The organism is Pseudomonas sp. S3_B11 (assembly GCF_054667715.1).
This window is the reverse complement of sequence record NZ_CP162749.1, coordinates 6,736,082-6,749,414: the sequence shown is the minus strand read 5'-3', so window position 1 is coordinate 6,749,414 and position 13,333 is coordinate 6,736,082. Positions and strand designations below refer to the sequence as shown.

Annotated in this window: 16 protein-coding genes; 4 read left to right on the top strand and 12 right to left on the bottom strand. The window is 62.3% G+C overall.

All coding sequences use genetic code 11. The features are described 5' to 3' along the window. The first annotated feature begins 79 nt into the window (after positions 1-79). Positions 80-1,960 carry a TonB-dependent receptor domain-containing protein gene (locus AB4O22_RS30295; RefSeq protein WP_460095704.1) on the top strand — a complete coding sequence of 627 codons (1,881 nt, stop codon included), beginning with the start codon at positions 80-82 and terminating at the stop codon, positions 1,958-1,960. A gap of 248 nt (positions 1,961-2,208) precedes the next feature. Continuing rightward, positions 2,209-3,171 (top strand): IS110 family transposase, encoded by a 963-nt coding sequence (locus AB4O22_RS30290; protein ID WP_223492972.1) that lies wholly within the window; start codon positions 2,209-2,211, stop codon positions 3,169-3,171. A 96-nt stretch (positions 3,172-3,267) separates the two neighbouring features. Here the strand turns inward: AB4O22_RS30290 and AB4O22_RS30285 are convergent, their stop codons facing one another. The 12 genes from AB4O22_RS30285 to nrdR all read right to left on the bottom strand — a co-directional run bounded on the left by AB4O22_RS30285 (position 3,268) and on the right by nrdR (position 11,941). Next, entirely contained in the window at positions 3,268-4,053 is a 786-nt protein-coding gene (locus tag AB4O22_RS30285; RefSeq protein ID WP_003206011.1) for a cobalamin-binding protein, read from the bottom strand. Further along, the gene (locus AB4O22_RS30280) at positions 4,053-4,472 is read right to left on the bottom strand and encodes a hypothetical protein (protein ID WP_003206013.1); all 420 of its coding nucleotides are present in this window, start codon (positions 4,470-4,472) and stop codon (positions 4,053-4,055) included. Before AB4O22_RS30280 ends, AB4O22_RS30285 begins: the two co-directional genes overlap by 1 nt. Further along, positions 4,469-5,086, bottom strand: a complete 618-nt coding sequence (gene ribA / locus AB4O22_RS30275; protein WP_003206015.1) for a GTP cyclohydrolase II — start codon at positions 5,084-5,086, stop codon at positions 4,469-4,471. The genes AB4O22_RS30280 and ribA overlap by 4 nt, the downstream gene beginning before the upstream one ends. Before the next feature lie 109 nt (positions 5,087-5,195). Beyond that, positions 5,196-5,954 (bottom strand): substrate-binding periplasmic protein, encoded by a 759-nt coding sequence (locus AB4O22_RS30270; RefSeq protein WP_223472551.1) that lies wholly within the window; start codon positions 5,952-5,954, stop codon positions 5,196-5,198. Between the two features lie 11 nt (positions 5,955-5,965). Beyond that, positions 5,966-6,469 carry a phosphatidylglycerophosphatase A family protein gene (locus AB4O22_RS30265; protein ID WP_003206020.1) on the bottom strand — a complete coding sequence of 168 codons (504 nt, stop codon included), beginning with the start codon at positions 6,467-6,469 and terminating at the stop codon, positions 5,966-5,968. After that, a complete protein-coding gene (gene thiL / locus AB4O22_RS30260; RefSeq protein WP_223472552.1) occupies positions 6,466-7,431 on the bottom strand; it encodes a thiamine-phosphate kinase in 966 nt (321 codons plus the stop codon). Before thiL ends, AB4O22_RS30265 begins: the two co-directional genes overlap by 4 nt. Positions 7,432-7,449: 18 nt before the next feature. After that, complete coding sequence (gene nusB / locus AB4O22_RS30255) at positions 7,450-7,950, bottom strand: transcription antitermination factor NusB (RefSeq protein ID WP_003185935.1); 501 nt, start codon at positions 7,948-7,950, stop codon at positions 7,450-7,452. Beyond that, positions 7,947-8,423 carry a 6,7-dimethyl-8-ribityllumazine synthase gene (ribH, locus tag AB4O22_RS30250; RefSeq protein ID WP_003206025.1) on the bottom strand — a complete coding sequence of 159 codons (477 nt, stop codon included), beginning with the start codon at positions 8,421-8,423 and terminating at the stop codon, positions 7,947-7,949. The genes nusB and ribH overlap by 4 nt, the downstream gene beginning before the upstream one ends. Positions 8,424-8,514: 91 nt before the next feature. Next, a complete protein-coding gene (ribBA, locus tag AB4O22_RS30245) occupies positions 8,515-9,606 on the bottom strand; it encodes a bifunctional 3,4-dihydroxy-2-butanone-4-phosphate synthase/GTP cyclohydrolase II (protein ID WP_003206026.1) in 1,092 nt (363 codons plus the stop codon). Positions 9,607-9,622: 16 nt separating this feature from the next. After that, entirely contained in the window at positions 9,623-10,300 is a 678-nt protein-coding gene (locus AB4O22_RS30240; protein WP_014340443.1) for a riboflavin synthase, read from the bottom strand. A 46-nt stretch (positions 10,301-10,346) separates the two neighbouring features. Next, on the bottom strand, positions 10,347-11,480 hold the full coding sequence (ribD, locus tag AB4O22_RS30235; RefSeq protein ID WP_223472553.1) for a bifunctional diaminohydroxyphosphoribosylaminopyrimidine deaminase/5-amino-6-(5-phosphoribosylamino)uracil reductase RibD: 1,134 nt from the start codon (positions 11,478-11,480) through the stop codon (positions 10,347-10,349). After that, a complete protein-coding gene (gene nrdR, locus AB4O22_RS30230) occupies positions 11,477-11,941 on the bottom strand; it encodes a transcriptional regulator NrdR (RefSeq protein WP_013694316.1) in 465 nt (154 codons plus the stop codon). Before nrdR ends, ribD begins: the two co-directional genes overlap by 4 nt. 127 nt (positions 11,942-12,068) lie before the next feature. Between nrdR and AB4O22_RS30225 the strand changes: the two genes are divergently transcribed. Then, positions 12,069-12,533: a YbaY family lipoprotein gene (locus AB4O22_RS30225; protein ID WP_367860442.1), complete on the top strand. Its 465-nt coding sequence runs from the start codon at positions 12,069-12,071 to the stop codon at positions 12,531-12,533. Further along, a complete protein-coding gene (locus AB4O22_RS30220) occupies positions 12,530-13,183 on the top strand; it encodes a class I SAM-dependent methyltransferase (protein ID WP_460095698.1) in 654 nt (217 codons plus the stop codon). Before AB4O22_RS30225 ends, AB4O22_RS30220 begins: the two co-directional genes overlap by 4 nt. The last annotated feature ends 150 nt before the right edge of the window (positions 13,184-13,333 follow it).

Genomic DNA, 13,333 nt, shown 5'->3' with positions numbered 1-13,333 from the left:
AAACCCATTGGCTGACACACCGCTATCGCGAGCAAGCTCCCACATTGGTTTTGTGTGAATCAAGCATGATTGGAACCCCATGAAACTCCGCCTCGCCCTCACTCTATCCCTACTCCCCACCCCCGACCTGCTGGCCGACACCTTCGAGCGCGACCAGGCCCTGAAGCTGCCCGACATCGTGATCAGCGCCAACCGCCAGGTCGAGGCCCGCAACGACAGCAGCGCCGCCAACACGGTGTTCACCCGCGAGGACATCGAGCGCTTGCAACCGACCAGTGTCACTGACTTGCTCAGCCGTGTGCCAGGCGTGCAGGTGGCACCACTGGGTGGGCGCGGCAGCCTTCCGGGGATTTACATTCGCGGCACCAAATCGGCCCAGAGCCTGGTGCTGGTGGACGGTCAGCGCATCGGCAATGCCACCTCCGGCGACAGCAACCTGCAACGCCTGAACATCAACCAGATCGAGCGCGTGGAAGTGCTGCGCGGTTCGCGCTCGGTGATCTACGGTGCCGATGCGGTGGGTGGGGTGATTCAGATTTTCACCCGTCGCGGCAACGAGCAAGGTCTGCAACCGCGCCTGCATGTGGGCGTTGGCAGCCACCAGACCTGGGAACGCAGCCTGGGCCTGTCCGGCGGCGACGACCAGACCCGCTTCAACCTCGGCGCCAGCCTCGACGAGAGCGCTGGAAGCAATCGGACCCGCGAGTCCTATGCCAGCGACCGCGACGACGATGCCAACCGCAACCAGTCTTTCAGCCTGAGCCTGAGCCATGCCGCCAGCGATGACCTGGAAGTCGGCCTGAACGTGCTGGATAACCGCGGCAAAAGCGAATACGACAACCCGTTCGGCCGCTTCGACCCAGCCACCTTCGAATCCCTGCCCCAGCAACCCTACAGCGAGTTTGCGGTGAGCAGCTTCAGCACCTATGTGGACGGGCGAATCAATGAAGCCTGGAAATCACGCCTGGAACTGGGCCACAGCGAGAACCGTGAAAAGACCTTCGACAAACTCAGCGACGTCCGCGAAGTCTTTAACACCTACCGCGATTCAGTGACTTGGCAGAACGACGTGACGCTGGACGAGCGCAACAGCCTGATCGTCGGCGGTGACTGGTATCAGGACCGGGTCAACAGCAGCACGCCGTTCGACGAAGACAGCCGCTGGAACCGTGCCGCGTTCATCCAGCATCGCTTCCAGGCCGAAACCTTCTCCACCGAACTGGGCCTGCGTCGCGACCAGAATCAGCAATTCGGCGGCCAGAACAGTTGGAGCGGCACGATCACCCTACCAATCAATCCGGACAACGACGTATTGCTGACCTACAGCGAAAGCTTCCGCGCCCCGACCTTCAACGATCTGTACTACCCGGACTTCAGCAACCCTGACCTGAAACCCGAAACGGCAAAAAGCTACGAGCTGCAATGGCGCAGCCAGCTGAGCGAGAGCGCCCGCCTGGAGACCTCGCTGTACCGCACGGACCTGGAAGACGCGATCATCTTTGGCAGTAACTCACGTCCACAGAACGTTGCCTCGGCGCGGATCAACGGTTTTGAGATGGCCTACCTGCAGGATGTGTTCGGCTGGCAGGGCAACCTGGGCCTGGCCATCATCGACCCACGTGACCGCGACAGCGGCCACACCCTGGCCCGCCGCGCCCGGCGGACCTTGAGCCTGGACCTGGACCGGCAATTCGGCCGCCTGGGCCTGGGCGCCACCTGGCAAGCGGTGAGTGGCAGCTATGACGATGAAAACAACCGCCATGCCCTGGGCGGCTATGCCCTGCTCGGGTTGCGCGGCAACAGGGCGCTGACTCGGGAAGTGAAGCTGGAGATGAAGGTGGATAACCTGCTGGACAAGGGTTACAGCCGGGCGCTGTATAGCCATGATGGGGGCCAGTATGGGTATCGGGAGGAGGGTCGGACCTGGTTGTTTGGGGTTACTTGGACCCCCTCTCTCTGATCCAGAACCTGTGGTGCCTGGACTGACCTCATCGCGAGCAAGCTCGCTTGTATGTTTAGACTTGAAGGGGTGGGCGGGACTAAAAGCTCGATTCCGACTCTAGCCAGTACGGACCGTGGGAGACTTCTCGTCCCGCCCTTTCTACCCAAAGCGCCAATAAGGAATTCATCGGTAAACCGACGATAGAGACAAGCCAGCGCAAAGGTAGACCCCGACAAGCACCTAAACCCTAGCTCCGAGGATTCGTCATGACAATCCTTACCTCGCAGACGGTTGTTGGTATCGATATAGCCAAGGCCGAAATTGTTGTTTATCGCTCTGATCTGCAAGCCATCGACACTATCAAGAATGATCGAACAGCCCTCAAGCGCTGGCTAAAAACGTTACCCACCCAAAGCGCTCTTGCCGTTGAAGCCACCAATATCTATCACCTGGATACCGTCGAGCTGGCTCACTCGATGGGTCATCAGGTCTATGTCGTGGATGCTTACCGGGTGAGCAACTATCGTCGCGGCATCGGCCAAAGAGCTAAGAACGATCCTTGTGATGCCCGTCTTCTGGCGCGGTATTTGACCAATGAACAGCACGAGCTGCGGCTCTGGAACCCGCCACCGAAGGCTTACACGACATTAAAAAGCCTGCTTCATCGGCGCGCGACGCTGGTCAAGAATCACGCCGGTCTTATGTTGAGCTGGGCCGACGAACCCTTGTTAAAAAAAGCGCTGATTGCTCAGCAAAAAGCGTTCAAAGAGGCGATTCAGGCCATCCAGAAGTTGCTACAAAAAGTTAGCAAAGAGTCGGGAATTGAGGCGAATATCGACCGCTGCAAAGCCATCGAAGGCGTTGGTGAACTGGTCGCAACTGGGTTGGCGACGAGTTTTATGCGAGGTGATTTTGCGGACAGTGATGCATTTATCGCGTTTTTAGGGATGGACCTGCGGGTCGATGATTCTGGAAAAAAGAACGGTCCCCGATACCTGAGCAAAAAGGGGGATCCAGAAATACGCCGATTAGCTCATATCGCTGCAATGACGGCATGTCGCTCGCCTAGATGGAAACCGTTTTATGAGTCGTACCTGGTCAGAGGCTTCTCAAAAACCCAGGCATTGGTGGTGCTTGCTCGCAAGCTCTGCCGGGTGGCATTTGCCTTGATGAAAAATCAGAGCGAATACCAGCCGAAGCCTATGTTGCAGGGTTGCCCTGCAACATAGAATCTCCCACAGTTGATCTTCAGTGGCCACAGGTTTTGTGTTCACAACAAAATCCCATGTGGGAGCGAGCTTGCTCGCGATTGCAGGCGCCACGGTCTATCTGTCTGGCGCAATCAACTCGCACAACCGCGCCGTCGCCTCGATCATCTGTCCACTGGGCCGCTCCAGCCCCTTGTCATTGACCAGCAACAACCGCCCCTGCGCCACCGGCCAGGTTTTCCAGGCATCGAGCTGCGCCTGTTCCGTGGCGAGGATGACCTGCGGATTACGTTGCAGCACCGCTTCCACACTCACCTGCGGGGCCGGCACGCTCAGGTCGGCAAAGACGTTGCGGGCCCCGCACACCGCCAGCGCATCACTGATGATCTGGCCGCCCCCGATGGTGTACAGCGGCCGGTCCCAGACCTGGTAGAACACCGGTAACGGCGGGTCCCGTCGATAGCGCTGGCGTAACGCCGCAAGACGCACACGCAACTGCGCCGCCCGTTGCACGCCCCGCTCCGGGCGGCCGAGCTGCGTGGCAATATCTTCAATTTGCACGATGAGTTGGTCGAGGCTGCGGGGCTCGGCGACATAGACAGAAATGCCCAAGCCCTTGAGCTGCTCGCGCTGGGCCGGGCCGACACTGCCGGGCCAGAGCAGGAGCAGGTCGGGCTGGAGGCTGAGCAAGCGCTCCATGTCCAGCTGGCCGTAACGGCCTACGGAAGGCAGGTCTTTAAGGATTGGCGGACGATCACCGCCATCCAGCACGCCCACCAAGAGGTCGGCGGAGCCCAGCTCAACGACGATTTCCGACAGCGACGGCGCGAGGCTGACAACCCGCGAAGCCGCCATCGTCGAGGCGCTGACGGCCAGCAGCAAGACCGCCAGCCAGCGGTTCATCAGCCGAGTTGGCGCGGGATGCGGTACAGGTAGAACAACACGGCGGTCGACAAGGCCAGCAGCATCAACGGCACCGCCTCCAGGCCAACGAACACCGCAAGGGCACCGACCCAGGCCGGTAGCCCGGCCACTAGGAAGGCGGCGCGACGACGGGCCGCCAGGTCAATCCAGGCCTGGGGTTCTTCGGGCGTGTCGAGGGCTTTCTGGGTGGCGATCAGGGCTTGCTTGTACGGCCCGAAGAATCGCAGGCTGACAAACATCGACGCCATGCCGGCAATGAACAACGGCATCGCCAGCACCGGCAGAATCGCTTCGCCCTGGCCGAACACCGCGTTGATCACGAACAGTGGCAGCAAGGCCAGGGCCAGGTATTTCCACCAACTGACGGACAGCCGCCGCCGGACCTGACCGCGCGTCACGCCCGGTCAACCTCGCCTTGGTGCTCGTTACCCATCATGTGGTCGAGCTTGCTGGCCTTGGTTGCCAGGTAGAGTTTGTTGTGGGGGTTGTGACCGGTGTGCAGCGGCACACGCTCGGCCACCACGATGCCCATGTCGGTCAAGGCCTTGACCTTGCGTGGGTTGTTGGTCATCAGCCGCAGGGACTTGATACCCAGGTGTTCGAGCATCGGCAGGCAAATGCTGTAGTCACGCAGGTCGGCCGCAAAACCCAGGCGCTCGTTGGCCTCCACGGTATCGGCGCCGCCATCTTGCAGTTCATAGGCGCGGATCTTGTTCAACAGGCCAATGCCACGGCCTTCCTGGCGCAGGTACAGCAACACGCCACGGCCTTCGCGGGCGATGGCCTGCAACGCGGCTTCGAGTTGCGAACCGCAATCGCAGCGCTGGCTGAACAGGGCGTCGCCGGTCAGGCATTCGGAATGCAGGCGGCCCAACACCGGAGAACCGTCGGTAAAATCACCCAGGCTGAGCACGACATGCTCGCGGCCGGTGGCCTCATCGAGAAAGCCATGCATGGTGAATTGCGCAAAGGGCGTTGGCAGCTTGGAAGCGGCAACAAAAACGACAGGCACCGGTGTGCTCCTGATCTAGTACTGGAGATTCGCAGAGGCGGGCATTGTAACAGCACGACCCAACCGACGCTTAGGCTGAATTATCGCTAATGATCATCGATAAGATTGATCATGGCTTCGGTGGATTGCCATTCTCGTCGAAAGGATAGGGTTGCTTCCAGCGTTCGAAAATCGGTTTCAACTCGCCGCTCTTCACCAGCACTTCCATGCGTCGGTCGAACAGCGCACGCAACGTACGGCCATTTTCGTTGTTGGCGAACCCCAGGTACAGCGGCAAATTGATCAGCGGCGAGAGCTTGAATTGCTGGGGATTGTCGGCCTTGGCGAGCACGTCCTGGATTTCCATCAACGCATCGATATAAAAATCGGCACGATCATGGACCAGCATCGGCAGGATACCCACGGCGCGGTGGATTTCATTGAAACGCCGGATGTTGGGCAGGTAGCTGTCGTATGCGTACCCGCGCATCCACACCAGTCGGTAGTTGCCAATCGTCGTCAGCGTCGGTGACGGCTTGGAGGCCAACCCCAGGGCATAGATATGATCGACGTCGTAGTGCCAATGCGGGTAAAGCAGCCCTTCGGTTTCATCGCGATAGGCGCCGACCTGTGCGTCCATCTCCCCACGTTGCACCAACCCGATCGAGCGGGTATAGGGCACGCTGCGGATCTCCAGCTTGACGCCTTCAGGCTCGAACACTGCACGCAAGATGTCCCAGCCCATGCCCTGGCCATCGGCCTGGGTGTAATCGGCCCACTCTTCGCTGGCCGCACGGATCTTGTCAGGCAGCGGAGCCGACTCGGCCACCCTTGCACCCACACAGGCTCCTAAACACAGCAACAGCAGTAGTGCGCGGCTTACGCCCATGCCTGACTCCCTCAGGTGAAACACCACACCAATCCTTGCATTGCCAGCCAGGCGAAAACCCCGGCCAATACATCATCGAGCATGATGCCGACACCTCCGTGTACGTGCCGGTCGATCCAGCGGATCGGCCACGGCTTGAGGATATCGAAGAAACGGAACACCAGGAAACCCGCCAGCAACCAATACCAGCCTTCCGGTACCAGCCACAAGGTGATCCACATGCCGACCATTTCGTCCCAGACGATGCCTTCATGATCGTGCACCCGAAGGTCGTCCGCCACTTTGCCACACAGCCAGAAGCCAAACAGCATGGTGATGCCCAGCATCAACCAGTAGCCCCAGTCCGGCAACATCTGCCACAACGGTATGAAGGGTAGCGCAACCAGCGAGCCCCAGGTGCCCGGGGCTTTAGGCAAAGTACCCGAACCGAAGCCAAATGCCAGGAAGTGCCAGGGATTGCGCCAGACCGAAGGCGGAACGAATTCTGCCGGGACCTGGTTGGGATGATCTGTCACGGTGTCTCCCGAAAATGTTGATAGCCCCGCACTGGCGGAGTGATGTCGTGCCCGACGCTGTCGACCAGCGTGACGCCTTGCCCGGCCAGTACGCTGCCGATCACGTGGATCGGCCAGCCGGCGGCCTGCAACGTCGACAACCGGTTCGGTGGCACGGCGAATAACAGCACGTAATCGTCACCGCCGCTCAGGGCCACCTGCTCGGCATCCGCCCGGCCAAGAAACGCTACCAGAGCGTTGGACAACGGCAGTCGGTCCCGTTCAACCTGCAAGGCCACCCCAGACGCCAGGGCGATATGCCCGCAATCGGCCAGCAGGCCATCGGAAATATCCATCGCCGCACTGGCCTTGCCACGCAATGCCAGGCCCAGGTCGATCTGCGGACGTGGCGACCAGTAATGGGCCAGCAACGGCTCGGCAATCGCAGGTTCGGCGCCGTGCTGGCCGAGCACCAGCGGCAGTGCGCCAGCGGCATTGCCCAGCTCGCCGCCCACACACAGCAGGTCGCCGGGCCGTGCGCCGCTACGGGTCAGGGCCTGGCCGGACGGCACGTGGCCGAACACGGTCATGGTCAGGCTCAGGGGCCCACGTGTGGTGTCCCCACCCACCAGCGCCACGCCACAGGCCTGGGCCATCTGGTTCAAACCGCGGGCATAGGCTTGCAGCCAATCGGTGGTCACCGTCGGCAAGGTCAGGGCAAGGGTAAAGGCGTAAGGGTTGGCGCCCATGGCAGCCAGGTCGCTGACCGCCACGGCCAGCGAGCGCTGGCCGAGCAGGAACGGGTCGCACGGGTCTGGAAAATGCACACCGGCCACGAGCGTGTCGGTGGACACCGCCAGCTGCTCCCCGGGAGGAACGGCCAGCAACGCGCAGTCGTCGCCAATCCCCAGCGCAACGCCCTCGCCGCCCTGCGCACAAGGCGCGGCAGCGAAGTAATTACGGATCAGCTCGAACTCACCCATGCGGATATCAAGCGCTGACTAGCGCTTGAACGCCTTCACTTCAGCTTCACGCAGACGTGGGGCGAGCTTGTCGAGCACACCGTTGACGAATTTGTGGCCATCGGTGGAACCGAAGACTTTCGCCAGCTCGATCCCTTCGTTGATCACCACGCGGTACGGTACGTCGACGCGCTTGAGCAGTTCCCAGGTGGACAGGCGCAGCACCGCCAGTTCAACCGGATCCAGCTCTTCGATGGTCAGGTCCAGGCAAGGCGTGAGCGCGGTGTCGATTTCAGTCTTGAACTGCGGGACCCCGTGCAGGATCTCGCGGAAGTAAGCGCCATCAACATCACTGAAGTCGTTGTCGACCCGAAACTGCGCTTCGATCTCGTTCAGCGATTGCTTGGCCATGTGCCATTGATACAGCGCCTGGGTCGCGAGCTGACGAGCTTCGCGACGCTTGACGCTTTTCGACGGCTTGCCGGCATCCGCAGGCTTTGGATCGCGCGGATTGAAACGATCGCTTTCGTCGCTAATCACTTGGCCTCCAACTGCGCCAGCAGGCTGACCATTTCCAGGGCGGACAGGGCAGCTTCGGCACCTTTGTTACCGGCCTTGGTGCCGGAACGTTCGATGGCTTGCTCGATGGAGTCAACGGTCAGTACGCCGAAGGCGACTGGCACGCCGAATTCCATGGACACCTGGGCCAGGCCCTTGGTGCATTCGCCGGCCACGTATTCGAAGTGCGGAGTACCGCCACGAATGACCGCGCCCAAGGCGATGATCGCCGCATATTCGCCCTTTTGAGCGACTTTCTGCGCAACCAGCGGAATTTCGAAGGCGCCAGGGGCACGGATGATGGTGATGTCGCTTTCGCTCACGCCATGGCGAACCAGGGCATCGACCGCACCGCCAACCAGGCTCTCGACCACGAAACTGTTGAAACGGCCCACTACCAGAGCGTAGCGGCCTTTGGGGGCGATGAAGGTACCTTCGATGGTCTTCAGGGTCATTCGTCAGATCTCTTAAAGAGCCGGAGCGCGTTCTATAACGCGCTCCTCAGTGATATTAGCCACGAATACAGGGCCGGAAAATCCCGGGCTATTATTCGGAGGGCACGTATTCTACAACTTCCAGATCGAAACCGGATATCGCATTAAATTTCATCGGTGCGCTCATCAGGCGCATTTTACGCACGCCCAGGTCACGAAGGATCTGCGAACCGGCACCGACAATGCTGTAGGTGGTCGGTTTTTTCACCGCCGCCTGGTCACCGGTTTCACGGATGTGCGCCAACAGCACGTCGCCATCGAGTGGGTGACCGAGCAGCAGCACCACGCCGCTGCCGGCCTCGGCCACCGCAGCCATGGCGGCCCGCAGGCTCCAGCGGCCGGGTTGCTTGACCATCAGCAGGTCGCGCAGCGGGTCCATGTTGTGCACGCGCACCAGGGTCGGCTCTTCGGCGCACACGGTGCCCAGGGTCAGCGCCATGTGCACGTCGCCTTCCACCGAGTCGCGGTAGGTCACCAGGTTGAACTGGCCCAGTTCGCTGTCCAGCGGCTGCTCGGCAATCCGCTGAACGGTACGTTCGTGGATCATCCGGTAGTGGATCAGGTCGGCGATGGTGCCGATCTTGATGTTGTGTTCGGCGGCGAAGGTTTCCAGCTCCGCACGACGGGACATGGTGCCGTCGTCGTTCATCACTTCGCAGATCACGCCGCTGGGTTCGAAGCCCGCCATGCGCGCCAGGTCGCAGGCCGCTTCGGTGTGGCCGGCGCGGGCCAGGGTGCCGCCAGCCTGGGCCATCAGCGGGAAGATGTGGCCGGGGCTGACGATGTCTTCGGCCTTGGCGTCCCGGGCGGCAGCGGCCTGCACCGTGCGCGCGCGGTCAGCGGCGGAGATACCGGTGGTCACGCCCTCGGCGGCCTCGATGGACACGGTGAACTTGGTGCCGAAGCCCGAGCCGTTGCGCGGCGCCATCAGCGGCAGCTTCAGCAGCTCGCAGCGCTCGCGGGTCATCGGCATGCAGATCAGGCCACGGGCGTGCTTGGCCATGAAGTTGATGTGTTCGGCCTTGCAGCACTCGGCGGCCATGATCAGGTCGCCTTCGTTCTCGCGGTCTTCGTCATCCATGAGGATGACCATCTTGCCTTGGCGGATGTCTTCAACCAGTTCTTCGATGCTATTGAGCGCCACGCGGCACCCCCTTGGGTCAGGATTTGAGGTAGCCGTTGGCGGCCAGAAAACTTTCAGTGATGTTACCCGCCCGCCGTTGTGAAGAGTCAGACTCTGCGGCCTTGTCTCCCATAAGCAGGCGCTCCAGGTAACGGGCCAGCAAGTCGACTTCCAGGTTGACCCGGCGACCTGGCCGGTACGAGGCCATGATGGTTTCGCTCAGGGTGTGGGGAATGATCGTCAGCAGGAATTCGGCGCCATCCACCGCGTTGACCGTCAGGCTGGTGCCGTCGACGGTGATCGAGCCTTTGTGGGCGATGTACTTGGCCAGTTCCTTCGGCGCGCGGATGCGAAATTCCACGGCCCGAGCGTTATCAGTGCGCGACACCACTTCACCGACGCCGTCCACGTGGCCGCTGACCAAGTGCCCGCCCAGGCGAGTGGTGGGGGTCAGGGCTTTTTCCAGGTTGACCGGGCTGCCGCTCTTGAGGTCGTTCATGGCCGTGCAGTCGAGGGTTTCGCGGCTGACGTCCGCCAGGAAACCGTTGCCCGGTAATTCGACGGCCGTCAGGCACACGCCGTTTACCGCGATGCTGTCGCCCAACTTGACGTCGCTCAGGTCGAGCTTGCCGGTTTCGACGTAGACCCGCACATCGCCGCCCTTGGGGGTGAGTGCACGAATGCTGCCGATGGATTCGATGATGCCGGTAAACATGGAGTCCTCCTCGAGAACAGGCCGCCGCTTGCGCGAAAGCCGGGAATTATACGCTCGCCTGCGCAACGGGAACGGCGATGACTCGCCAGTCATCGCCCACGGCGCGGATTTCGGTGATTTTCAACTGCGGGGCGTCTTTCATCTGCGCCAGCGGCCAGTCCAGCAGTGGCCGCGCCGAAGAACCGAGGAACTTGCCGGCGATGAAAATCTGGAACTCGTCGACCAGCCCTTGCCGGGCAAAAGCCCCCGCCAGGCGCGGACCGGCTTCCACCAGCACCTCGTTGACGCCACGGCCCGCCAGTTCCACCAGCAGGCGATACAGATCGACCTGGCCGTCATCGCCCGCCACGATCATGCATTCGGGACCGTTGGCGTACTGTTCTTCCACCGCCATGCAGGTAGCGACCAACGCCGGGCCGGCTTTGAAAAACGCGGAATCCAGCGGCACCCGCAGACGCCCGTCCACCAGCACCCGCAGCGGAGGACGGCTCATGATCAGCGCGGTCTGCTCGGCATCGAGCCCCAGTTCATCGGCGCGCACGGTCAGCCGGGCGTTGTCCGCCAGCACCGTGTCGGCACCAGTCAATACCACACTGGCCTGGGCGCGCAGGCGTTGGACCGCCGAGCGTGCGGCCGGGCCGGTGATCCATTGGCTTTCGCCGCTTTCCATGGCGGTGCGGCCATCGAGGCTCATGGCGAGCTTGACCCGCACGAACGGCAGGCCCTGCTCCATGCGCTTGAGGAAACCTTCATTGAGCTTGCGCGCTTCGCCCTCCAGCACGCCGCTTTCGGTGGCGATGCCGGCCTGGGCCAGCCGTTGCAGGCCACGCCCGGCGACTTCCGGGTTGGGGTCCTGCATCGCCGCCACCACCCGCGCCACGCCGGCGTTGACCAACGCATCGGCACACGGCGGCGTACGCCCGTGATGGCTGCACGGCTCAAGGGTCACGTAGGCCGTGGCGCCGCGGGCCTGTTCGCCAGCGGCGCGCAGGGCATGGACTTCGGCATGGGGCTCGCCGGCGCGGATGTGCCAGCCTTCGCCGACAATCTGCCCGTCACGCACGATCACGCAACCGACCCGGGGATTGGGGTGGGTGGTGTAGTGACCGCGCCGCGCCAACTCCAGGGCACGGGCCATGTAGTGGGCGTCGAGGATGGCCTGCTGCGCCGAGGCGGTCATTCTTTCACCGGTTCGCGGGCCAGGCGGTCGATTTCTTCGCGGAATTCGTTCAGGTCCTGGAAGCGCCGGTACACCGAGGCGAAACGGATGTAGGCGACTTCATCGAGCTTCTGCAGCTCGGCCATCACCAACTCACCGACCACCAGGGATTTGACCTCGCGCTCACCGGTCGCCCGCAGCTTGTGCTTGATGTGCACCAGCGCCGCTTCCAGGCGCTCGACGCTCACCGGGCGCTTTTCCAGGGCGCGCTGCATGCCGGCGCGCAGTTTTTCTTCATCGAACGGCTGGCGGCTGCCGTCGGTTTTGATCAGGCGCGGCAACACCAGTTCAGCGGTCTCGAACGTCGTGAAACGTTCGCCGCAAGCCAGGCATTCGCGGCGGCGGCGGACTTGTTCGCCCTCGGCGACCAGTCGCGAGTCGATGACCTTGGTGTCGTTGGCACCGCAGAAGGGACAGTGCATGGTGGCAGGCAACAAAAAAAGGGAGGGCCATGGTAGCGCATCCCACTGGCAAGACAAGCCATAGGGTTTACGGTATACAGACGGGCCTACCGTCAGATCCATGGAATTCACCTTGCTGGAGCCACACATGCCGCTACGATCGCTCGTTTTGCTCAGTCTTTTCAGCCTGCTGATGGCGTGCAGCAGCGACGCCCCCAAGCCCGCGCCCCCCGCCCCGGCCCCAGCGCCGAAACAGGCCCAGGAAAAAGCCCGCCAGGCGGCCGAACTGGGACCTCTGCCGGCGTATCAGCGCGAATTGAGCGGCACCTTGCAAGGCGTGCCGGCCGGTGCCGAGGTCGAACTGGCGTTGCTGGTGATCGATGACAAGGACCGCCCACAGCAATTGCTCGCCAGCTCCAGTCTGATCGGCACCAACCAGGCCCTGCCCTTTCGCCTGCGTTTCAACCCCGATGCCTTCCCGGTCGGCGCCCGCGTCGAGCTGCGCGGCCGCGCCAGCCAGTCGGGCCAGTTGATCCTGCACTTGCCGGAACAACGCATCGGCCAACCAACCACCCAGGCACTGGGCGCCCTGCAATTCGTCAAAGCGCCATGAGTGCACCGCAGGACCTGCAACGGGCGTTGAGTGAATTGCTCGGCGACGCGCGCCTGGTGGCCTGCCCGCTACCCGGCGCTGACTTGAAGTTGTGGCTGATCGACGGCGACAACATGGATCGCGCCTTCAGCCCGGAAGAAACCCGCCGCATTCTCCACGAGCCGCCCTATTGGAGCTTCTGTTGGGCCAGCGGCCTGGCGATGGCCCGCTACCTGGCCGAACAGCCGCAGTGGGTCGAGGGCAAGCGCATATTGGATTTTGGCGCCGGTTCCGGCGTGGCGGGCATCGCGGCGGTCAAGGCCGGGGCGCTGGAAGTGGTGGCCTGCGACCTCGACCCGCTGGCGATTGCCGCGTGCCAGGCCAATGCCGCACTCAATGGCGTGGAGCTGGATTATTCGACGGATTTCTTCGCCGAGGCTGATCGCTTCGACCTGATCCTGGTCGCCGATGTGCTCTACGACCGGGCCAACCTGCCACTGCTCGATCAATTCCTCAGCCGTGGCCGCGAGGCGTTGGTGGCCGACTCCCGGGTGCGGGATTTCCAGCATCCGCTATACCGACGCATTGACATGTTCCAGGCCATGACCTTGCCGGACCTGGCCGAGCCTGAAGAGTTTCGGCATGTGAGCCTGTACCACGCGCGGCGCTAGCCTTAAAAGCATCGCGAGCAAGCTCGCTCCCACGGGGGTCGCATGAACACTTGGGATCTCTTGCTCGCGAAGGCGTCCTGCCAGACACCACAAGACGAAAGACCTCCCCGCTTTCAGCCACCCCAACCAAGCCGTATAGTTGCCCCATTC